20 protein-coding genes are annotated in these 21,726 nt (G+C 68.6%); 14 read left to right on the top strand and 6 right to left on the bottom strand.

What is annotated here, in order from left to right:
• The first annotated feature begins 33 nt into the window (after positions 1 to 33).
• The 9 genes from panC to BOSE125_RS13625 all read left to right on the top strand — a co-directional run bounded on the left by panC (position 34) and on the right by BOSE125_RS13625 (position 10,033).
• Complete coding sequence (gene panC, locus BOSE125_RS13665; RefSeq protein ID WP_159553367.1) at positions 34 to 1,047, top strand: pantoate--beta-alanine ligase; 1,014 nt, start codon at positions 34 to 36, stop codon at positions 1,045 to 1,047.
• Positions 1,048 to 1,210: 163 nt separating this feature from the next.
• Positions 1,211 to 1,681 carry an SRPBCC family protein gene (locus tag BOSE125_RS13660; RefSeq protein WP_371300792.1) on the top strand — a complete coding sequence of 157 codons (471 nt, stop codon included), beginning with the start codon at positions 1,211 to 1,213 and terminating at the stop codon, positions 1,679 to 1,681.
• 58 nt (positions 1,682 to 1,739) lie between these two features.
• A complete protein-coding gene (locus tag BOSE125_RS13655; RefSeq protein ID WP_159553363.1) occupies positions 1,740 to 3,818 on the top strand; it encodes a M13 family metallopeptidase in 2,079 nt (692 codons plus the stop codon).
• 84 nt (positions 3,819 to 3,902) lie between these two features.
• Positions 3,903 to 5,444: a lysine--tRNA ligase gene (gene lysS / locus BOSE125_RS13650; RefSeq protein ID WP_159553361.1), complete on the top strand. Its 1,542-nt coding sequence runs from the start codon at positions 3,903 to 3,905 to the stop codon at positions 5,442 to 5,444.
• A complete protein-coding gene (locus tag BOSE125_RS13645; protein WP_236558018.1) occupies positions 5,444 to 5,719 on the top strand; it encodes a hypothetical protein in 276 nt (91 codons plus the stop codon). The genes lysS and BOSE125_RS13645 overlap by 1 nt, the downstream gene beginning before the upstream one ends.
• Positions 5,720 to 6,124: 405 nt before the next feature.
• Entirely contained in the window at positions 6,125 to 6,424 is a 300-nt protein-coding gene (locus BOSE125_RS13640; protein WP_115932523.1) for an Lsr2 family protein, read from the top strand.
• Positions 6,425 to 6,576: 152 nt separating this feature from the next.
• Positions 6,577 to 9,114, top strand: a complete 2,538-nt coding sequence (locus BOSE125_RS13635) for an ATP-dependent Clp protease ATP-binding subunit (RefSeq protein ID WP_159553359.1) — start codon at positions 6,577 to 6,579, stop codon at positions 9,112 to 9,114.
• Positions 9,115 to 9,242: 128 nt separating this feature from the next.
• Positions 9,243 to 9,755: an amino-acid N-acetyltransferase gene (locus BOSE125_RS13630; RefSeq protein WP_159553357.1), complete on the top strand. Its 513-nt coding sequence runs from the start codon at positions 9,243 to 9,245 to the stop codon at positions 9,753 to 9,755.
• 80 nt (positions 9,756 to 9,835) lie between these two features.
• Complete coding sequence (locus BOSE125_RS13625; RefSeq protein ID WP_159553355.1) at positions 9,836 to 10,033, top strand: CsbD family protein; 198 nt, start codon at positions 9,836 to 9,838, stop codon at positions 10,031 to 10,033.
• An 85-nt stretch (positions 10,034 to 10,118) separates the two neighbouring features.
• On the opposite strand, the gene BOSE125_RS13620 is transcribed toward BOSE125_RS13625, so the two are convergent.
• Positions 10,119 to 11,039 carry an A/G-specific adenine glycosylase gene (locus tag BOSE125_RS13620; RefSeq protein WP_159553353.1) on the bottom strand — a complete coding sequence of 307 codons (921 nt, stop codon included), beginning with the start codon at positions 11,037 to 11,039 and terminating at the stop codon, positions 10,119 to 10,121.
• 78 nt (positions 11,040 to 11,117) lie between these two features.
• Between BOSE125_RS13620 and BOSE125_RS13615 the strand changes: the two genes are divergently transcribed.
• A complete protein-coding gene (locus BOSE125_RS13615; protein WP_159553351.1) occupies positions 11,118 to 11,843 on the top strand; it encodes a hypothetical protein in 726 nt (241 codons plus the stop codon).
• Positions 11,844 to 11,880: 37 nt separating this feature from the next.
• On the opposite strand, the gene radA is transcribed toward BOSE125_RS13615, so the two are convergent.
• Both radA and BOSE125_RS13605 read right to left on the bottom strand, forming a co-directional pair.
• Positions 11,881 to 13,281, bottom strand: coding sequence for a DNA repair protein RadA (gene radA, locus BOSE125_RS13610; RefSeq protein WP_159553349.1), 1,401 nt, complete (start codon positions 13,279 to 13,281; stop codon positions 11,881 to 11,883).
• A 71-nt stretch (positions 13,282 to 13,352) separates the two neighbouring features.
• On the bottom strand, positions 13,353 to 14,525 hold the full coding sequence (locus BOSE125_RS13605) for an aromatic acid exporter family protein (protein WP_159553347.1): 1,173 nt from the start codon (positions 14,523 to 14,525) through the stop codon (positions 13,353 to 13,355).
• 393 nt (positions 14,526 to 14,918) lie between these two features.
• Here BOSE125_RS13605 and pstS point away from each other — a divergent pair, with 393 nt between their 5' ends.
• The 4 genes from pstS to pstB all read left to right on the top strand — a co-directional run bounded on the left by pstS (position 14,919) and on the right by pstB (position 19,134).
• Complete coding sequence (gene pstS, locus BOSE125_RS13600; RefSeq protein WP_159553345.1) at positions 14,919 to 16,022, top strand: phosphate ABC transporter substrate-binding protein PstS; 1,104 nt, start codon at positions 14,919 to 14,921, stop codon at positions 16,020 to 16,022.
• Positions 16,023 to 16,172: 150 nt separating this feature from the next.
• Positions 16,173 to 17,141: a phosphate ABC transporter permease subunit PstC gene (pstC, locus tag BOSE125_RS13595; protein WP_159553343.1), complete on the top strand. Its 969-nt coding sequence runs from the start codon at positions 16,173 to 16,175 to the stop codon at positions 17,139 to 17,141.
• A complete protein-coding gene (gene pstA, locus BOSE125_RS13590) occupies positions 17,141 to 18,322 on the top strand; it encodes a phosphate ABC transporter permease PstA (RefSeq protein WP_159553341.1) in 1,182 nt (393 codons plus the stop codon). The genes pstC and pstA overlap by 1 nt, the downstream gene beginning before the upstream one ends.
• Before the next feature lie 32 nt (positions 18,323 to 18,354).
• Positions 18,355 to 19,134 (top strand): phosphate ABC transporter ATP-binding protein PstB, encoded by a 780-nt coding sequence (pstB, locus tag BOSE125_RS13585; protein ID WP_159553339.1) that lies wholly within the window; start codon positions 18,355 to 18,357, stop codon positions 19,132 to 19,134.
• 36 nt (positions 19,135 to 19,170) lie between these two features.
• Here pstB and BOSE125_RS13580 read toward each other — a convergent pair whose 3' ends face one another.
• From BOSE125_RS13580 to BOSE125_RS13570, 3 genes are all read right to left on the bottom strand, one after another.
• Positions 19,171 to 20,190 carry an inorganic phosphate transporter gene (locus tag BOSE125_RS13580; RefSeq protein ID WP_159553337.1) on the bottom strand — a complete coding sequence of 340 codons (1,020 nt, stop codon included), beginning with the start codon at positions 20,188 to 20,190 and terminating at the stop codon, positions 19,171 to 19,173.
• A gap of 5 nt (positions 20,191 to 20,195) precedes the next feature.
• Entirely contained in the window at positions 20,196 to 20,822 is a 627-nt protein-coding gene (locus BOSE125_RS13575; protein WP_159553335.1) for a hypothetical protein, read from the bottom strand.
• Between the two features lie 178 nt (positions 20,823 to 21,000).
• Complete coding sequence (locus BOSE125_RS13570; RefSeq protein ID WP_159553333.1) at positions 21,001 to 21,675, bottom strand: hypothetical protein; 675 nt, start codon at positions 21,673 to 21,675, stop codon at positions 21,001 to 21,003.
• Between the last annotated feature and the right edge of the window lie 51 nt (positions 21,676 to 21,726).

The raw sequence follows: 21,726 nt of genomic DNA, 5'->3' as shown, positions 1-21,726 counted from the left end.
GCGCCCCGCCTGAACCGCCCTAGACTCACCTGCGTGACCCCGCTCGACCGTGTTCCCGACCGCACCCCCGTCCCCGCCGGCACCGGCCTGACCCTGGAGGACACGGCTCGCCAGCCGCCCACGGGGGCCGGTGACCTGCCCGCCGTGCACACCACCCGGGCGGCATTCAAGGCCGCGCTCGCGGAGAGGGTGCGGGCCGCCGTCGCCGCCGGGATCCCAGAGCCCACCGTGGGGCTGATCCCGACCATGGGCGCGCTGCACGGCGGCCATGCGGCCCTGGTCCGGCAGGCCCGCGAGGAGAACGAGATCGTCATCGCCTCGGTGTTCGTCAACCCGCTGCAGTTCGGTGATCCGTCCGACCTGGAGAACTATCCGCGCACCCTCGAGGCGGACCGGGCGATCCTGGGTGCCGAGGGCTGCGAGCTGGTCTTCGCCCCGGACCTGGGGGAGATGTATCCCGGCTACCCGGACGCGCCCATGGTCACCGTCACCGCGGGCCACATGGGCGAGGTCCTCGAGGGGGCCGCCCGCCCGGGGCACTTCGACGGCGTCTGCACCGTCGTCGCGAAGCTCTGGCACGCGGCGATGCCACCCGCCCCGGCGCAGCTGCGCAGCTACTTCGGGCAGAAGGACGCCCAGCAGCTGGCCGTTCTGCGACGGATGCAGGTGGACCTGGACTTCGACCTCGAGATCCGCCCGGTCCCGCTGGTCCGCTCGCCGGAGGGCCTCGCGCTCTCCAGCCGGAACACCCGGCTGTCCCCCGCGGGGCTGGAGGCTGCCCTCGTGCTGCACCGCGCCCTGGAATCCCTGCGCCTGGCCGCCGACGCCGGCCGCCCCCTCGATCTGGAGGCGGCCCGCGCGCTGGTCCGGGCCGAGCCCCTGGCGGGCCTGGACTATCTGGAGATCGTGGACCACTCGACCCTGGAGCCCCTGAGCTCCGAGCAGCTCGCCGCCCCGCTGGAACATGAGGCGCTCGCCCTGGTGGCCGCCACCGTCGAATCGGTCCGGCTCATCGACAACATGATCCTGCCGGCCACTCGGCGGTAGGTCGGGGCGGGCCGGCAACCGCTCCGGCTGGCTCCGGCTGACCGCTCCGGCTGACTCCGCCTGACCGGTCCGGCTGACTCCGCCTGACCGGTCCGGCTGACAGACTGGCGCGCCACTGCCCTTGCACGTCCGGCGCCGGACGTGTTTAGGGTGCAGCATGACGATGAACGAGACCGCACACGGCGAGAAGAAGCAGACTGTCACCCGGACCATCGAGGCCCCGGCCAAGGACATCTTCCAGATCCTGACCCTTCCGGCCCGGCATCGGGAGTTCGACGGCTCCGACATGGTGCGTGCAGATGAGAAGTCCCAGCGCATCCAGCAGGTCGGCGACACGTTCGTCATGAACATGCACGCCGAGTCCCAGGGCGGCGACTACCAGCGTGAGAACCACGTGGTGGCCTATGACGAGAACAAGCTCGTGGGCTGGAAGCCGGGCCCCGTCGGCGGGGAGCCGGGCGGCTGGCAGTGGGTGTACCAGCTGGAACCGGTGGACCAGGACACCACGGAGGTCTCCTTGACCTACGACTGGTCCCAGGTCACCGACCAGGAGCTGCTGGCCAAGAACATCTTCCCCGCCATCAGCTCCGACCAGATGGACCAGTCCCTGGGCCGTCTTCAGTCGCTCGTCTGAGTCGGGGCCCTTCGCCGCTAGGATCGGTGGACATGCCCGGCCCTTCCTAGGAGCATCCGTGACTGAAACCACCCCATCCCGGCAGCCCAGCGCCCGCGAGGACCTCTACCGGCACGTCAACGGTGCCTGGCTGCAGTCCAACTCGATCCCCGCGGACCAGGGTGCCTACGGGGCGTTCATGGAGTTGCGGGACGCCTCGGAACTGGCCGTGCGACACATCGCCGAGGACGCGGCCGCGCACTTCTGGTCCGGCCCGGGCGCGGGGCGTGAGTCCGGCCCCTTCGCCGCGGGCCATGACGACGACGGCGCCCGTGGTCGGATCGGCGCCCTCTACGCCTCCTTCATGGACGAATCCGGAGTGGAGGAGCGAGGCCTCGAACCGATCGTCGCCGACCTCGCCCAGATCGAGGGCGTCTCCACGCCGGAGGAGCTCATCCACCTCTCCGGCCAACTGCAGCGTGCCGGGGTCAGCGGGCTGATCGGCACGGGATCCCTGAATGACGCCGGGAACCCCGAGCGCATGCTGCTGCACCTGATCCAGGACGGCCTCGGGCTGCCGGACGAGTCCTACTATCGCGAGGAGAAGTTCGCGGAGCTGGTCACGGACTACCGCCAGCACGTGGACAACGTGTTCATGCTCGCCGGCATTGGCGGGGACCGGGACGAGGCCGAGCGGGACGCGGACCGGGTGGTGGACCTGGAGACCAAGATCGCCGCCGCCCACTGGGACGTCGTCAAGGTCCGTGACGCCGTGGCCCGGTACAACCTCCTGGACCAGACCGCCTTGCTGAAGGCCTTCCCGCTGGCCGAGCGCTGGCTCGAGGGTGTCGGCGCCACGGGTGGCCGCAGTGCAGAGGTCGTCGTCTGGCAGCCGGACTTCCTGGCCGCGATGCAGACGCTGCTCGTGGAGGAGGACCTGGGCACGTGGAAGCGGTGGCTACAGCTCCAGCTGCTCCGGTCCGCCGCGCCCTACCTGACCGAGGCCTTCGTCAACGAGAACTTCGAGTTCTACGGCCGCAAGATCGCCGGCACCGAGGAGGTCCGGCCCCGTTGGAAGCGCGGCGTCGCCTTCGTGAACGGCGCCGTGGGCGAGGATGTCGGCCGGCTGTATGTGGCCAAGCATTTCCCGGCCGGCCACCAGGCCGCCATGGACGGCCTCATCTCCGCACTCATCGAGGCCTACCGCCGGTCGATCAGCACCCTTGACTGGATGGGGGAGGACACCCGCCAGAAGGCCCTGGAGAAGTTGTCCATGTTCAAGCCCATGGTGGGGTTCCCCGTGAAGTGGATCGACTACTCGTCCCTGGCCGTGGATCCGGAGAACCTCATCGCCAACGTCCGGGCCGCCAACGCGTTCGAGTTCGAACGCGACCTCGCCAAGATCGAGACGGGGCCGGACCCGGAGGAATGGCACATGACCCCGCAGACGGTCAATGCCTATTACTCCCCGCTGGAGAACGCGATCGTGTTCCCCGCCGCCATCCTCCAGCCCCCGTTCTTCGACCCGAACCGGCTGGCAGCGGAGAACTTCGGTGCCATCGGCGCGGTCATCGGCCATGAGATCGGCCACGGCTTCGACGACCAGGGCTCCCAATACGCCGGAGACGGCTCCCTGCAGAACTGGTGGACCGACGCCGACCGTGCGGCCTTCGAGGAACGCACCGCCCGGCTCGTCGGCCAGTATGAGGTGCTCAGGCCCGCTGAGGCCCCCGAGCACCAGGTCAACGGCGAGCTCACGCTCGGCGAGAACATCGGTGACCTGGGCGGACTCGGCATCGCCTCCCAGGCGTTGGGTATCTGGCGCGAGGAGAACCTCGGGGCGGGCGGCACCGACGCTGACCGTGACGGGCCCGTCTCCGAAGGCCTCCCGAACACCGACGGGCCCGCCGAGCGGGCCGACGCCGACGAGGCCTCCCGCGAGCAGGACCGGGCGTTCTTCGCCTCCTGGGCCGAGTGCTGGCGCCAACTGACCCGCACGGAGACCGCGATCACGCGCATCACCTCGGACCCGCACTCACCCAACGAGTTCCGCTGTAACCAGGTGGTGAAGAACCTGGACGCGTTCCACGAGGCCTACGGCACCGAACCCGGTGATGCGATGTGGCTGGATCCGGAGGATCGCGTCACCATCTGGTGACAGCAGGTGACGCGCAGGTGGTGGCGCGCAGGTGGTGGCGCGCACGCGCGGCAATTGGCGTCCTACCGGGGGCACGTAGACTGGATGACCGTGACCACCGAGAAGACTCCGCCCCCCACGAACCCCGCCTCCAGTGCCGACCAGCGCCAGGTGCGCCATGACAAGCGCGCCGAGATGCTGGCCTCCGGACGCGAGGCGTACCCGGTCACTGTCGGGCGGACCCACTCCCTGCAGCAGGTCCGCGAGGCCTACCCCGACCTCGAGCCCGGCACGGAGACCGGAGACAGGGTCGGTGTTGCCGGCCGCGTGGTGTTCCTGCGGAACACCGGCAAGTTGTGCTTCGCCACCCTGCAGGAAGGCGGCGACGGCGGTGAGGGCGTCCGCCTGCAGGTCATGGTCTCCCTGGCGAACGTCGGCGAGGACTCCCTCGCGGACTGGAAGCACCTCGTGGATCTCGGCGACCACCTGGCCGTGAGCGGCGAGGTCATCGCCTCGCGCCGGGGCGAGCTGTCCATCATGGCCGACTCCTGGCAGATGGCCTCCAAGGCCCTGCGGCCATTGCCCGTGCTGCACGCCGAACTCAACGAGGAGACCCGCGTCCGCCAGCGCTATGCGGACCTGATCGTGCGGCCGGAGGCCCGGAAGATGGTGCACACCCGCGCCGCCATCATCCGCTCGATCCGCAACACCCTGGAAGCGCGCGACTACGTCGAGGTCGAGACTCCGGTCCTGCAGCTCGTCCACGGCGGCGCGCACGCGCGCCCGTTCGAGACGCACCTGAACGCCTTCGGCCAGGACATGACACTGCGCATCGCCACGGAGCTCTACCTCAAGCGGGCCGTGGTCGGTGGGATCGACCGCGTGTTCGAGATCGGCCGCGTCTTCCGCAACGAAGGCGTGGACTCCACGCACTCACCCGAGTTCACCATGCTCGAGTCCTACGAGGCCTGGGCGGACATGTACGCCATGGCGGACCGCATGAAGGAAATGATCCTGAACGCAGCGGACGCCGTGGGCGCCGGCCGGACCGTCGAGACGCCGAACGGCACGGCGGACCTGGACGGCGAGTGGGCCTGGGTGGAGGTGTACCCGGGGTTGTCCGAGGCTGTGGGCCGAGAGATCACGCCGGAGACCCCGGTGGAACAGCTGCGAGCCGTGGCCGAGGAGCACCAGGTGTCCTTCGACCCCTTCTGGGACGCGGAGAAGATGGTCCTCGAGCTGTTCGGGGAGATCGTCGAGCCCACGCTGGTGAACCCCACGTTCGTCTACAACTACCCACCGGCCGCACAGCCGCTGGCCCGCCCGCACCGGGACCAGCCGGGCGTCATCGAGGCCTGGGACCTGATCATCGGTGGAATGGAGCGCGGCACCGCGTTCTCCGAGCTGATCGATCCGGTCATCCAGCGCGAGCGGCTCGTGGAGCAGTCCCGGGCCTCAGCCGCCGGTGACGACGAGGCCATGCAGTTCGACGAGGACTTCCTGCGGGCCCTCGAGTACGGGGCCCCGCCCATGGGCGGTATCGGTCTCGGCATCGACCGGCTCGTCATGCTCTTCACCGGTGCCGGGATCAGGGAGACCATCCTGTTCCCCCTGCTCAAGCCAGAGGCCCCCGGAGGCGGTCAGTGATGGCAAGTTTCTGGGATTACTTCTCCGTCTTGGCCCCCTCCGTGGGTCTGGCCCTGATCTTCTGGCTCGTCATGCGCTCGGTGTTCCGAGTGGACACTGGAGAGCGCCAGGCCAAGGCGCAGCTCGAGGAGCGCGAGGCGCAGGAGTGGGCTCGCCAGCGAGCAGCTCCCGGCTCAGGAGCGGACCGTCAGAACGGCTCAGATCAGATCGAAGAAGTCGATCGGCTCGACGGTTCCGGTCGGCTCGACGGACGCGCTCAGCCTCCCCGCGACTGAGCCTCCGGCCCGTGCTGGGTGACGGCCGTGGCCGGGACCCGGCTCCCTGATTCTGGGAAAGCGGAGAGCCGTGAGAACAACGCCATTCTGGTGCCGATGGCACAGGAATATCTTCACTCCTTGATCAGTGAATTGACCCGTGAATGCACTGTCTCATCAGGATGAAAGAATCCGATGGGGTTCTTTGCTGTTCGGAAACATCACGCATTCCGAACCTGTGAGTTCGCATGGAATAATTGAGCGCAAGCGCTTCTGAGTTGAACGTTTCTTATCTTCTCCGCAATACTCGGTATTCGAATCAAGATCAGTGGATCAGATTCCAGAATGCCGATGCATTGTCCGTGAATCATCGCGGCCGATTGAACGGATGCTGGAGAGGGATAAGCAGAACACCTAGGGGGAGTCTTGGCACAGAAAGTGGAAGTGGTCTTGGTTGACGATCTGGACGGAACACCAGCCGAAGAAACCGTTCAGTTCTCCTTGGACGGGCGTCACTATGAAATCGACTTGTCGGCGGAGCACGCCAAGGAATTGCGCACGACCCTGAAGGGGTACATCCGCAAGGCCCGCGCCGTGGCACCGCCGGCACCCGCCAATGAGGCGGCGAAGATCCGCGAATGGGCCGCGGACAACGGCTACGAGGTCTCCCGCCGGGGGCGGTTGCACCGGGACATCGTCGAGGCTTACCGGAACGCCAAGAAGTAGTCCGTGGCGCGGGGAGGGCTGACCGCTCCGCTCTCGCCCTCGCGCTGTTCCCACGCCCCTTCGGGCGGCTGTTCTCCCAGTGGCGAACAGCCGCCCGAAGTCGTCCTGCGGTGCGTAGCATCGACACCACAGTCAGCAAGGAGTGTGCCCAAATGTTTGAGAGATTCACGGACCGTGCCCGGCGGGTGGTGGTGCTCGCGCAGGAAGAAGCGCGAATGCTCAACCACAGCTACATCGGTACCGAGCACATCCTGCTCGGTCTGATCCACGAAGGCGAAGGAGTGGCCGCCAAGGCCCTCGAGTCGCTCAACATCTCCCTGGGCGCCGTGCGCGAGCAGGTCCAGGAAATTATCGGTCAGGGTCAGCAGACCCCCTCCGGTCACATCCCTTTCACGCCGCGGGCGAAGAAGGTCCTGGAGCTCTCCCTGCGCGAGGCCCTCCAGCTCGGCCACAACTACATCGGCACCGAGCACATCCTGCTGGGGCTGATCCGCGAGGGCGAGGGTGTGGCCGCCCAGGTGCTGGTGAAGCTCGGCGCTGACCTCAACCGGGTCCGCCAGACCGTCATCCAGCTGCTGTCCGGTTACCAGGGCGGTGCCGGCGGCAAGGAGACCGCCGGAGCCGGCGTCTCCGCCGGCGGCCAGTCCGAGGGAGCCCCGGCCGGCTCGGTGGTCTTGGACCAGTTCGGCCGCAACCTGACCGCCGCCGCCCGCGAGGGCAAGCTGGACCCGGTGATCGGACGTGCCCTGGAGATGGAACGGGTCATGCAGGTGCTGTCCCGCCGCACCAAGAACAATCCCGTGCTCATCGGTGAGCCCGGCGTCGGCAAGACCGCCGTGGTTGAGGGCCTGGCCCAGGCCATCGTCCGCAACGATGTCCCGGAAACCCTGATGGACAAGCAGCTGTACACGCTGGATCTCGGCTCGTTGGTGGCCGGTTCCCGCTACCGCGGTGACTTCGAGGAGCGCCTGAAGAAGGTCCTCAAGGAGATCCGCACCCGTGGGGACATCATCCTGTTCATCGACGAGATCCACACCCTCGTGGGTGCGGGCGCCGCCGAGGGTGCCATCGATGCCGCCTCGATCCTGAAGCCGATGCTGGCCCGCGGCGAACTGCAGACCATCGGTGCGACCACCCTGGACGAGTACCGCAAGCACATCGAGAAGGATGCCGCGCTGGAGCGTCGTTTCCAGCCGATCCAGGTCAACGAGCCCTCCGTCGAGGAGACCACTGAGATCCTCCGGGGGCTGCGTGATCGCTACGAGGCACACCACCGTGTCTCGATCACGGATGAGGCGCTGAAGTCGGCCGCCACCCTGGCTGACCGGTATGTCTCGGACCGGTTCCTGCCGGACAAGGCCATCGACCTGATCGACGAGGCCGGGGCACGGCTTCGCATCAAGCGGATGACCACGCCGCCGGAGATCAAGGAGTTCGAGGCCAGGATCGCCGAGGTCCGCGCCGAGAAGGAGGCCGCCATCGACGGCCAGGACTTCGAGGGTGCCGCCAACCTGCGCGACCAGGAGCAGAAGCTCACGGACGAGCGCAATCAGAAGGAAGAGGAATGGCGGACCTCGGTCACCGAGGGCATCGCCGAGGTGGACGACGATCTCATCGCTGAGGTGCTCTCCACCTCCACCGGCATCCCGGTCTTCAAGCTCACCGAGGAGGAGACCGACCGCCTGCGCAATATGGAGGCCGAACTCCACCAGCGGGTCATCGGCCAGAACGAGGCCATCAAGTCGCTGTCCCAGGCGATCCGCCGCACCCGCGCTGGCCTGAAGGATCCGAACCGGCCCTCCGGCTCGTTCATCTTCGCCGGGCCCACGGGCGTCGGCAAGACCGAGTTGGCGAAGGCCTTGGCCGAGTTCCTGTTCGGTGACGAGGAAGCCCTCATCACGCTGGACATGTCTGAGTTCCAGGAGAAGCACACCGTCTCCCGTCTCTTCGGTGCCCCTCCCGGCTATGTGGGCTACGAGGAAGGCGGCCAGCTGACGGAGAAGGTCCGCCGCCGCCCGTTCTCCGTGGTGCTGTTCGACGAGGTGGAGAAGGCCCACGCGGACCTGTTCAACTCCCTGTTGCAGATCCTGGAGGACGGCCGCCTGACCGATTCCCAGGGTCGAGTGGTGGACTTCAAGAACACCGTGATCATCATGACCACGAACCTCGGCACCAAGGACATCTCCAAGGGCGTCATGACGGGCTTCCAGTCCGCCGCGGACACCCAGACCGGCTACGACCGGATGAAGGGCAAGGTCCAGGAGGAGCTGCGCCAGCACTTCCGGCCGGAGTTCCTCAACCGCGTGGATGACGTGATCGTCTTCCCGCAGCTGTCCAAGGGCGAGATCGTGCAGATCGTGGACCTGTTCATCGCGCGCCTGCAGAAGCGACTGGATGAGCAGGATCTCACCATCAGCGTGTCCACCCCGGCCAAGGAGTTCCTGGCCAATCGGGGCTACGATCCGGCCATGGGTGCCCGCCCGCTTCGCCGAACCATCCAGCACCTCGTGGAGGACCAGCTCTCCGAGCGGATCCTCTTCGGGGAGATCACGCCCGGTTCTGCCATCACCGTTGATCTGGAAGGGGAGGCGGAGACGGCCAAGCTCACCTTCGCCGTCGCCCATCAGCCCGAGGCTCTGGAAGCGGCTCCGGAGCACCCGGAGATCGAGGCCTCGACCACCGGGCAGTAGGGGCCGGCCACGCCGTCAGTCCGGACCCGGGCTCCACGGCAGCTGGTATTGAGAGGACCCGCCCCTGGAGGGCGGGTCCTCTGCCGCATAGGGGACTGATGCCGCGGCCGGAGTCCTACACTGAACCGATGGACTCCACTGAACTCGTCATCCGGCCCGCGCGCACTCAGGATGTCCATGCCATCCGCGCCCTGGTGGAGCCACTGGCCCGTGAACGCGTGCTGCTGCAGAAGGAGGCCGTGGCCTATTACGAGGCCATCCAGGAGTTCATGGTGGCTGAGGCTCCGGACGGCTCCCTGGCGGGATTCGGCGCCCTCCATGTGATCTGGGAGGACATCGCCGAGGTGCGCACGCTGGCCACCTCTAGCGAATGGCGTGGGCACGGGGTGGGCCATCGCATCCTGGACCGGCTGCTGGAGCGGGCCCGCGCACTGGGAGTGTCCAGGGTGTTCTGCCTGACGTTCGAGGTCGACTTCTTCAGCCGCCACGGATTCACGGTCATGGCAGACCAGTCGGTCGTCGACCCGGAGGTGTACTCCGAGCTGCTGCGCTCACAGGACGAGGGCGTGGCCGAGTTCCTGGACCTGGCCCGCGTCAAGCCCAACACCCTCGGCAACACCCGCATGATCGTCTCCCTGTAGCCACAGCTCGGGGTGCCGTGCTTGACTGCAGGGGCAAGGGTCGGCAGGTGCCGGCCATCCACCGACGCGAGGAGGAGACCATGGGTACCGGAGATCGCTTTGAGAACAAGGCCGATGAGGTCAAGGGCCAGGCCAAGCAGGGTCTGGGCGAGGCGACGGACAACGACCGTCTGAAGAACGAGGGCCGGGCCGATGAGGCCAAGGCCGGTATCAAGGACAAGGTCGAGGACGTCAAGGACGCTGCCAAGGACCTCTTCGGCGGAAACAAGAACAACTGATCAACTGACCAACGCAGTCGCCGGAGTCACCGGCCGCCATCCAGGCGGAGGTGGGGGGCTCTGGCACCGGACGGCCCGGGGGCCCTCAGCCAGGCAGGCTGAGCATGGCCTCCGGGCCGTTGCCGTTCCGGATGGCCAGCCCGTCTGACACCAGGCTGTCCACGCACCGCTCATACTGGGCGGCCTCGGGACGATGCACGCCCAAGGTGCCGCCCGACGTCGTGAGTGCGGGAAGTGCGGACAGTGCCACCGAGCCGCGGTCGCGGAGCACGGCCATGATGGCGCCCCGCACTTGGCGGTCGGTGCCGGCCCAGGCCTGGCCCGTGGGCTTGTAGTGCGGCTCCGGCATGCCGGCCGCTCGCCAGGCGCAGAGGTCCGCCACCGGGCATAGCTCGCATTGGGGGGAGCGGGCCGTGCAGATCAGCGCCCCCAGTTCCATCACCGCGGCATTCCACCGGCAGGCCTGTTCCGGATCCTCGGGCATGAGGTCCCGGGCCAAGGCCATCTCAGCGGTGGTCAGGGATTCCTCCGGTAGCGCCCGGCCGGAGACCATCCTCGCGTGTGCCCGGCGGATGTTGGTGTCCACGACCACCTCAGGCTGATCGAAGGCGAAGCAGGCGACGGCGGCGGCCGTGTAGGCACCGACGCCGGGCAGGGCGAGGAGTTGGTCGACACGGTCCGGCACCCGATTCCCGTGGGACCCGGCGATCTCGGCGGCGGCAGCCTGGAGCCGGAGGGCCCGGCGTGGATATCCCAGACGGCCCCAGGCGCGGATGACCTCGCCCGGTGGCTCTGCGGCCAGGTCCCGCGGCGTGGGCCAGCGTTCCATCCAGGCCGTCCAGACGGGCAGCACCCGCACCACGGGGGTCTGCTGCAGCATGATCTCACTGACGAGGACACCCCACGGGCTGCACTCCGGGTGACGCCACGGCAGATCCCGGGCGTGGAGGGAGAACCAGTCGTTGACCCGGTGGTGGAGGGTAGACGTGATCACCGGCGCAGACATGCCGTCTACTGTAGTGCGCCGGCCGATCCTCGGCGTGGCCAGTCCGGGACCGGCCACCGCAGTCCTTAGGCTGGAGGCATGCCCGGTGAGCCCCGAAACAACGACCTGCTGCGACCGCAATCGAGCGCGGTGTACCGCCGTCGCCGGCTGGTCGCCGTGGTGCTGCTCGTGGTGGTCCTGGCGATCGTGGTGGGGTTAGTCTGGTGGCTCGTCTCGCTCTTCCGGCCGGCCGCCGGTGAGGACGCCCCCGCGCCGACGTCGTCCGCGAGCGTGGGCACCACCCCCTCCGGAGAGGCCGCGGCCTCGCCATCGGCGTCCGCCACGGGAACCGCGCCCGAATCCGGCGCCACCGACGGGGCCGGTGATGACCCGTCGGACTCGCCCTCGGCCTCCGGCGAGGCCGCGGCCGCGGCCGCGGGCAATTGTCCGCCCGGGGACATCGTGATCTCCGCCGCGACGGACCAGCCGACCTACGGGGACGGGGAGGAACCGGTGCTGGAGCTGCGCGTGGACAACACGGGTGAGGAGCCCTGCGAGGCGAACCTCGGCACCACGCAGCAGGTGTTCACGGTGTACTCCGGCTCGGACCGGATCTTCTCCACGGAGGACTGCCAGGTGGACGGCCAGGACGCCCTGGTGGAGATCTCCCCGGATGAGCAGGAGCGTGCCCGATTTACCTGGCCGCGCGTGCGCTCCGCCGAGGACTGCGGCGAGACCGCCACGGAACCCCGCAGCGGCACGTACCGCCTCGAGGTGTCCCTGGGAGAGCTCAAGGCCCAGCCGGTGACGTTCAACCTGCAGTAACCGGGCTCAGAAGGCTGGGGTCAGAGGGCTTGGGGGATCAGGAGGCCCACTCCTTCATGGTCTCCAGTGCCTCCGTCAGCGTGCGGACCTCGGCCACCGCCACGCCGTCCGGCAACTCACCCAGCGGTTCGGGGGACTTCGGCACCACGGCGCGGCGGAATCCCAACCGGGCGGCCTCCCGAATGCGCCGGCCGATGCCGGGCACGGGGCGGACCTCTCCGGCCAGTCCCAATTCCCCGAAGGCGATCAGACCCTTGGGCACCACCGCATTGAGCTTGGCGCTCGCGATGGCCAGGGCCGCCGCCAGGTCAGACGCCGGCTCGGTCAGCCGCACCCCGCCCACGGTGGCCACATAACAGTCGTCCTGGTTCAGGGGGAAGCCCGCACGGCGCTGCAGGACGGCCAGGATCATGTTGATCCGGGCCGAGTCCAGCCCGCTGACGGTCCGGCGGGGGCTGCCCTGCCCGGACGGTGTCAGCAGGGACTGGACCTCTGCCACCAGGGGCCGCCGACCCTCCAGGGTCACCGTCACGCAGGTGCCCTCCACGGGATTCAGGGTCCCGGACAGGAACAGTCCCGAGGGGTCCTCCAGGGAGACGATGCCGGCATCCCCCAAGTCGAAGCACCCCACCTCGTCCGTCGGCCCATAGCGGTTCTTCACGGCCCGGACCAGGCGCAGGCGTGAATGCCGTTCACCCTCGAACTGGCATACCACGTCCACCAGGTGCTCCAACAGGCGGGGGCCGGCGATGGAGCCGTCCTTGGTCACGTGGCCCACGAGCACGGTGGTCATGTTCCGGCTCTTGGCCTCGTTGATCAGGCTGGCCGCCACCTCGCGCACCTGGGTGACGCCCCCGGCGGTGCCGTCCACGGACTGGGACTGCAGGGTCTGGACGGAGTCCACGATCAGCAGGTCCGGCTCGGCCTTCTCGATCTGGCCCAGGGCCCGGCCGAGATCCGTCTCGGCGGCCAGGAACAGGGTGTCGGCGACGGCGCCGATCCGGTCGGCACGCAGCCGCACCTGGGCCGCGGACTCCTCCCCGGTCACGTACAGGACGGACCGCGTGGAACCCTCCGGACGCCGGTGCCGGGCCACCTTGGCGGCCACGTCCAGCAGCAGGGTGGATTTGCCGATGCCGGGCTCGCCGGCCATCAACACCACCGCGCCCGGAACCAGTCCCCCGCCGAGCACCCGGTCCAGTTCGGACACCCCGGTGGTGTGGAAGCGGGCCTGTGAGGCGTCGACCTCACCGATCGGCACGGCCGGAGTCGCGACCATGGCGGCGGGGGTCCGGCCGGACGAGGCGTCCGCGCCGGCCTCGGTCACCGTGCCCCAGGCCTGGCACTCGCCGCACCGACCCACCCACTTGGCGGTCGTCCACCCGCACTCGCTGCAGCGGTAGCCGGGGTTCACACGTCTGCTGGTCTTCGTCGCCATGGATCAAGGCTAGTGCCGCGCACGGACACGCTGGCTCAGGGACCAGTTCTGGGGCCGGCTGAGCGCCGGAATCAGAGGCGCGGCAGGTACCCGACGGCCTCGTCGTGGGAGGAGCCGGTGGCCTCGATGAGGTCGACCATCATGGGGCGGAGCAGCATGACGAGCGCCTCAGCGTGCAGTGTGGTGGCGCCCAGCTCGGCTGGTTCGAGCCGCGCGGCCGCCCCACCGAGGGCGTCCCGGGCCACGGAGAGCGACTTGTGCCGACCGGCTGCCGCCGGCTCTCCCAGCGACCGGCCCAGGATTCCGACGGCGTCCGCGGCCTCATCGAACCAGTCCGCCAGCAATCTGGTCCCCTCGTCGTCCAAGGCGCCGTTGTCGATCACGCTGATGACGCGGCGGGCGACGACGCGCATGCTCCGCACCGCCAGATCGGACATCTCCACGGTGTGGGCCGTCTCGTCCAGCTCCGGCCGGGCGCGGCGTTTGGTGGGGGAGAAGGTGGCCAGCTCGCGGGCGTTCTTGACGTCCTTGCGCAGGTTCTCCACGGCCGTCTGCGTGCCGCGGCAGGCCACCAGCCCCATCCACGCGGTCCGGGACTCATGGGAGCGCAGGGCCTCCGAGCAGTCGCGTAGGGCGCGCGTGAGCGTCCCGTAGAGATCCCGCAGCCCGGTAGCGGCCTCCTTGCGCAGGTTCTTCGGCATCAGCAGTGTCACCACGAGGGCGATGAGGCCGCCGACGACGGCGTCCTGGCTGCGCGTGAACGGCCCGCCCTCCGCTGCGGGCAGGAGCACCACCAGAACGGACTGCAAGCTCATCTGCAGCGTGAAGGTGGCCCCGGAGTCGATGAACCGGGCCACCAGGATGGAGGTGTAGACCACCAGCACGGCCTGCCAGTAGCCCTGGCCCAGAACGGCCTGCATCAGGTCTCCGATGAGGATGCCCAGGGTGCAGCCGATGGCCACTTCGAGGACCTTGCGCACCTTCGGATCCCGGTTGAAGCCGAGGGCGATCAGCGCTGCCGTAGCGGCGAACAGGGGATCCTGGTGACCCAGGACGAGCTCGGCGAAGACGTAGGCCAGGACTGCGCACAGGGAGGTCACGGCCGCAGGGACCAGCGCCGAGGTGACCCGGGAGGCGCCTGAGCGTGCCCGGCGGGTGGCGAAGGACCACGTGCGGGCCCACCACTGCCGTGCCTTCGTCACCGTTCTCGTCCAGGAGGAGCCGGACGCGGGCTGCTGCTCCATGCCGACTAGCTTAGGCGGGACCGACCGGGGTGGCGGACGATCGTTCGGGCCGGGACCCGTCGCCACGGGACCGTCGGGGAGCCCCGAGGGGACACTGACGGCACTCGGGGCAGCGTGAGATTACTCACGCCGTCAATGAAATCTCCGGAGACGCCGGCGACTTCCGCGCCATTACTGGCCTTCCCGCGCGTCGGGGCGGTGGTGTCGCATTCGATGCCGTGGCCTCGTTAAGCTCGCGTTAATCTTGCACCGCCCCTCGCGTCACCTTGCCCCCATAGCTTTCTCGTGGATAGAGGCCATCGGCATCCCTGCCCTGCTTCGTCAGTTGCCACTCGGACAAGCAGTGGTGACGGCCTCGCCTGCACTGTCATCGAACTCGAAAGAGGCATATTCGTGAAGGCTCTTCGCATCGGGCGCTACGCCGCCGTCCTGTCTGTCGCCGCCCTGGCCCTGACCGCCTGCGGCGGCAACGGTGGCTCCACCGAGTCCTCCGCTCCGGCCGGCTCCGAGTCGGGTGCCCCGGCCGAGGTCTCGGGCACCCTGATCGGTGGTGGCGCCTCCTCGCAGGAGTCCGCCATGACCGCCTGGACCAACGGTGTCACCGAGGTCCACCCGGACCTGACCGTCCAGTACGACCCGGTGGGCTCCGGCTCCGGCCGCGAGGGCTTCCTGGCCGGCCAGTACTCCTTCGCCGGCTCCGACGCCGCCATGGACGAAGAGGAGATGGCCTCCGCCGAGGAGATCTGTGGCCCGGAGGGTGTCTTCCACGTCCCGTCCTACATTTCCCCGGTTGCCGTCGCCTTCAACCTCGAGGGTGTCGACCAGGTCAACATGGACGCCGAGACCATCGCCCAGGTCTTCACCGGCGAGATCACCACCTGGAACGACCCGGCGATCGCCGACCAGAACCCGGATGCCGAGCTGCCGGACACCGACATCACCGTGGTGCACCGTGCCGATGACTCCGGCACCACCGAGAACTTCACCGACTACCTCACGGCCGCGGCTCCGGAGTCCTGGACCTACGACGTCGTCGAGACCTGGCCCTCTGAGATCACCGCCGAGTCCGCCCAGCAGACCTCCGGTGTCGTCTCCCTGGCCCAGTCCACCGACGGTGCCATCACCTACGCCGATGCCTCCCAGATCGGAGAGCTCGGAACCGTGGCCGTCCAGGTCGGCGAGGAGTACGTGCCGTACTCCGCCGATGCTGCTGCCGCCGCCGTCGAGAAGGCTGCGCCGGGCGAGGCCGGTGCCGTCGAGCTCGACCGCACGACCACCGAGGCCGGCGTCTACCCGATCGTGTTGGTCTCGTACCACATCTTCTGCAACCAGTACCAGGACCAGGAGACCGCTGACACGGCCAAGGCCTTCGGCGAGTACGTGGTGTCCGAGGAGGGTCAGACCGCTGCCGAGTCCTCCGCGGGCAACGCCCCGATCTCCGAGGCCACCCGCGAAGCCGCTCTGGAGTCCATCCAGGCCATCTCCGTCCAGGGTTGATCATCGCCGGTTCCGGCCGGTGCTGATCGGCCTCTCGGCCCAGCCGCCGACCCTCTCAAGTAGGGTCGGCGGCTGTGCCATGCTTGACACGCTATCCATTCCTGAGATGTGGACTCCGGGTCCGCACCACGAACTCCGAGGGGAGTCACCGTGACTGAAACAGCCACTGAGCCGGCGAAGAAGTCGTCGCTCACGGCGTCGAGCGGCGGTGCCGCAGGGGACAAGGTCTTCTCCGGCCTGGCCCTCGCGGCCGGCGTCGTCATCCTGATGGTCCTGGCGTTCGTCGCGATCTTCCTGGTGGTCGAATCCCTGCCGGCCCTGTGGCCGGAGGTCTTCTCCGATGAGGAGAGCATCGAGAGCGCGGACACGTTCTGGCAGTACGTCTGGCCGCTCATGGCCGGCACGCTGATCGCCTCGATCATCGCCATCCTGCTGGCCACCCCGGTGGCGGTGGGGATCGCGCTCTACATCTCGCACTACGCCCCCAGGTCGGTGGCGACCCCGGTCGGCTACATCATCGACCTGCTGGCGGCCATCCCGTCCGTGGTCTTCGGCGCGTGGGGAATGACCACGCTGGCCGGCGGTGTGGTGCCCATCTACAAGTGGCTGCACGAGTACCTGGGCTGGATCCCGCTGTTCGGCGGCGATGCCGGCAACACCGGCCGGGCCCTGTTGACGTCCGCGATCGTGCTGGCCGTGATGATCCTGCCGATCATCACGTCCCTCTGCCGCGAGATCTTCATCCAGACCCCCAAGCTGCACGAGGAAGCCGCCCTGGCGCTCGGTGCCACCCGCTGGGAGATGATCAGGATGACCGTCTTCCCGTTCGCCCGCGCCGGAATCATCTCCTCGATCATGCTGGGCCTGGGCCGCGCCCTCGGCGAGACCATGGCCGTCACCCTGGTGCTCTCCCCGGGCATCTTCTCCTGGAGCATCATCACCTCCGGGCGGAATGCGACCATCCCGTCTGAGATCGCGCTGAACTTCCCCGAGGCGTTCGGCATGCGCCAGTCCGAGCTGATTGCAGCCGGCCTGATGCTGTTCATCATCACCCTCGTGGTCAACATGATCGCGCGCTGGATCGTCAACCGGCACAAGGAATTCTCGGGAGCGAACTGATGACCACCTCAACTGACACCACCCAGCGGGGAACCAGCCCGCAGCCGGGCGGAACCAGGAAGAACTCCCTGACCGCCGGCCAGATGCCGCGCTGGACCTGGATCGCCGTCGCCATCGGTGCGCTGGTCCTCGCCGCCGGCCTGACGGCCCTGCTGGGCGGCGGGTCCTTCAGCTGGACCGGCTGGCTGATCTTCGCCGCGGTCCTCTACATCGTCGGCATGTACGTCACCACCTACGTCATCGAGAACAAGCGCCGTGCCACGGACGGCATCTGGCGCAACCTCGTGTGGTCCGCCTTCATCCTGGCCCTCATCCCGCTGATCTCCGTGATCTGGACCGTGTTCGCCAACGGTCTGCCCACCCTGCTGGCCAATCCGCAGCTGCTGTGGACGGACATGGCAGGCGTGACCGGCGCGGATGACATCGCGACACAGAATGAGGGCGCCTCCCTGCAGGGCGGCTTCCTGCACGGTCTGGCCGGCACCCTGATGATCACGCTGATGGCCACGATCATCTCGGTGCCGATCGGCCTGCTGACCTCGATCTTCCTGGTGGAGTACAGCCGGGGCGGCTGGTTCTCCCGCTCCATCGTGTTCTTCGTGGACGTCATGACCGGCATCCCCTCGATCGTGGCCGGCCTGTTCGCGTTCGCCGTGGTGGAACTGTTCATCACCACGTTCATCGGGGAGTCGCCGCGGCACGTGCAGATGATCAAGATGGGCCTCACGGCGGCCATCGCCCTGTCCGTGCTGATGATCCCCGTGGTGGTCCGGTCCACCGAGGAGATGCTCCGGGTGGTCCCGAACGAGCTCCGGGAGGCGTCCTACGCCCTCGGTGTGCGCAAGTGGCGGACCATCTTCAAGGTCGTGCTCCCCACGGCCATGTCCGGTATCGCCTCCGGCATCACCCTGGCCATCGCCCGCGTCACGGGCGAGACGGCACCGATCCTGGTGACCGCGGGCTATGCGGCGGCGACCAACTGGAACCCGTTCGGCGAATGGATGACGGCCCTGCCGGTGTTCATCTACCGCCAGCTGATGAACCCGACCGCGCCGGCCGCCGGCATGCCCTCGGCGGACCGTGCCTGGGCCGCGGCCCTGGTCCTGATCGTCATCGTGATGCTGCTGAACCTGGCCGCACGCGTCATCGCCAAGGCGTTCGCGCCGAAGACCGGCCGCTAAGCCGAGCAGAGACGAAAGACAGAGGAATTCACATGTCAAAGCGCATCGAAGCCATTGACCTCAACGTCTACTACGGCAACTTCCTGGCTGTGGAAGGCGTCAACATCAACATCGAACCCCGGTCCGTCACCGCGTTCATCGGCCCCTCGGGCTGTGGCAAGACGACCTTCCTGCGGACCATCAACCGCATGCACGAGGTACTCCCCGGCGCGCGCGCCGAGGGACGGCTGCTCCTGGACGGCGAGGACGTCTACGCCTCGGGCGTGGACCCGGTGACCGTCCGCACCCAGGTGGGCATGGTCTTCCAGCGACCGAACCCCTTCCCCACCATGTCCATCCGGGACAACATCCTGGCCGGCCACAAGCTGAACGGCGCCCGGATGTCCCGCTCGGAGGCGGACGGGATCGTGGAGAAGTCCCTGCGCGGCGCCAACCTCTGGAACGAGGTCAAGGACCGGCTGGACAAGCCCGGCTCCGGCCTGTCCGGTGGCCAGCAGCAGCGCCTGTGCATCGCCCGCTCCATCGCCGTGGAGCCGGACGTGATCCTCATGGACGAGCCCTGCTCCGCCCTGGACCCGATCTCCACCCTGGCGATCGAGGACCTGATCAACGAGCTGAAGAACGAGTTCACCGTGGTGATCGTGACGCACAATATGCAGCAGGCCGCTCGCGTGGCGGACAAGACGGCGTTCTTCAACATCGCCGGCACCGGCAAGCCGGGCAAGCTCATCGAATACGACGAGACGTCCGTCATCTTCAACAACCCGGCCAACAAGCAGACGGAGGACTACGTCTCCGGCCGCTTCGGCTGATCGTCACCGGCCGGGGCGTTCCAGGCCCGGCTCCCCTCAGAACAGCGGGCTGGCGGCTGCGGCGAGGATGAGCGCCACGGCCGCGGGCGCCACCAAGGTCGCGAACCAGTAGCCGATCACCCGCTGGACCTGCTGCCAACGGACCGCGGTGTAACGCTGGTTCTGGCCGGCGCCCAGGATGGTCGCCGCCGCGGCGTGGGTGGAGGACAACGGCAGGTGGAGGGCGAACGAGCCCACGAACAGCAGCCCGGCGCTGACGGTCGAGGCCACCGCGGAGCGCAGCGGGTCCAGGTGCACGAGCTTCTCCGTGAGGGTGTGGGCAACGCGCCACCCGCCGAACAGGGTGCCGATGGCCAGGGTGAGACCGGCTGCCACCGGAACCCACCAGCCCATGGCATCGGGCCGGCCGATGGCGGTGAGGGCGATGGCGACCATGAAGGTCATGCGCTGGCCGGACTGCACGCCGTGGCCGAGGGCGTTGGCGGCACCGGTGATCGCCAGCCCCATGCGGGCGGTGTGATTGACCGTGCCCGGTGCGGCATCGCGGGCCACCCAGGTGGCCGGGGTGACGAGGATCCAGGACAGGAAGCACCCCAGCAGCGGGGTCAGCAGCAGTCCCGCCAGCATCGCGGTGACCAGCGCGGGGGACCAGATTCCCTCGAAGGATGCGTCACCGGTCACGGTCAGGGCCACGCCTGCCCCGATGAGACCGGCGATGAGCGCATGCGTCATGGACACGGGCAGGCCGCGCTGCCAGGCGAACCACCCCCACCCGATCGCCACGGCCAGGGCGACGACGGCCATCAGCAGGCCCGGTCCGCCGTTGGGGATGGCGGGGGGAAGCTCCTGCCACACGGCGGTCAGCAGGCCACCGGACAGGATGCCGCCACCGAGGTTCATCACAGCGGCCAGGAGCAGGGCCACCCCGGGAGTGAGGGCCCGGCTGCGGACGGGTAGGGCGATGGCATTGGGGGCGTCCCGCATGCCGTTGAGCAACCCGTACCCGACTGTGAGGGCGAGGACCAGGCACAGCAGGACCAGAACGAGGGGGGACACGTCCGTCAGGACTCCTGCACCAGGACGCTGCCGACGTGGACGGTGATCTGCCGGACGGCGACGATGGCGGCATCCACGGCATGCGCTGCCTCCCGCTGCCGGTTGTAGCTGCGCTGCAGCAGGTCGCCAGTCATCCCGGAGACCCATTCGACCATGACGCGCTCGGCGCGCTTCGAATTGCGCTGGAGCTGGATCCAGGTCTCCTCGAGGGCGTCGAGGGTCCGGAACTGGGCCGTGGCCTCCTTGAGCAGCTCGGCCTGCCGGCCCAGGGTCTCCAGGATGTCCATGGCCTCGGCCGGCAGCCGGTACTGCTCGGTGGAGACGATGAGCAGTCCGGCATTGCAGACCTTCTCCACGGCATTGTTGAGTCCGTCCGCCATCAGGTAGAGGTCCTGGCGCGGCAGGGGGGTGATGAAGGAACTCCGCAGGCTGGTGAGCAGGGCCATGTGGCGGACGCTGGACTCGCTGTCGATCTCGGAGAGGCGGGTGCTGACCTCCTCAGCGGCGGCCGTGGAGGAGCCCATCAACTGGGCAACCTGGTGCACGGCGGCACCCAGGCCATCCGCCAGGGCCGCGAGGTGTTCGAGGCTGGCGGTGTCCGGGGCAAGGAGGGAGGACAGTGAGAGGTTCATCAAAGAAGAGGGTATCCCGCAAAAGGGGGCAGTGCCGGACCGGGAACGCCTCTCGGCGAGTGGCCGCTCGTAGCGGCAGAATATTGGAGCCCGGGGTTACCGCGGCCCGGCACCGGTATCCAGTGTGCGCGTTCGGGGGCGGGGATGTCCACCGGGGCCGATGTTGTCAGCCATCGGCTCAATCGAGCGTGCCGCGGCGCCAGGCGGCCGCCGCCTCCTCGAGTTCCTCGGCGGTGCCCAGGAGCCGTTTGGCCTGGCGCAGCAGGACGGCGGCCTGGGCCGGCTGACCGGCTTCGAGCGCCTCGGAGTGGTGTGCCTGGCCCAGGCAGATGACCCGGCTATAGGCGGCGGCCCGCTCGAGTGCCACGTCGAAGTCTCCGGTGAACGCCCCGGTGAGGATGTCGGTCGTCAGCTGCTGCAGTTCTCGGGCACCGGGCGGTTCGACCGGCCCTGCCACGGCGCGGGCCACATGTGCCTCGTGGCCGGCACGGTACCAGGCGGCCCACTGGGCCCCGTTGCGGACCGTCGCTGAGCGGAGCGCGTACAGCCGCCAGAGGACACCGCTCAGGGAGATCGCCGGGGCATCGGCCCACCACTGGGCCACGGTGTCTATCCCAGCCTCCTCGACCAGGCCGACCAGCCGACGGACTGCGGCCTGGTCTGTGGTGGACCGGCCGCCGTCGACCAGGGCGCGCGCCAGCAACGCCGCACCCTCTGCGGTGGCGGCAGGGTCGGTGCCGCCCTGAAAGGCGGCGAATTGGTCCGGGGCGAACGGCCGAGGCCGGTGATGGCGGACGGTGCCGGCCGCCGTCGAGCTCGGGGACCGGCCGGAACGATTCCGGGAGGACGTCACGGGAGGGCCACCTTTCCGGGGATGGGGGGTGTGTCTGCTTGGGGTCTCAGT

It is taken from the genome of Citricoccus sp. K5 (genome assembly GCF_902506195.1).
In the GTDB taxonomy this organism is placed as follows: Bacteria; Actinomycetota; Actinomycetes; order Actinomycetales; family Micrococcaceae; genus Citricoccus.
The sequence above is the reverse complement of the archived record's forward strand: the minus strand, read 5'-3'. Positions and strand labels throughout refer to the sequence as shown.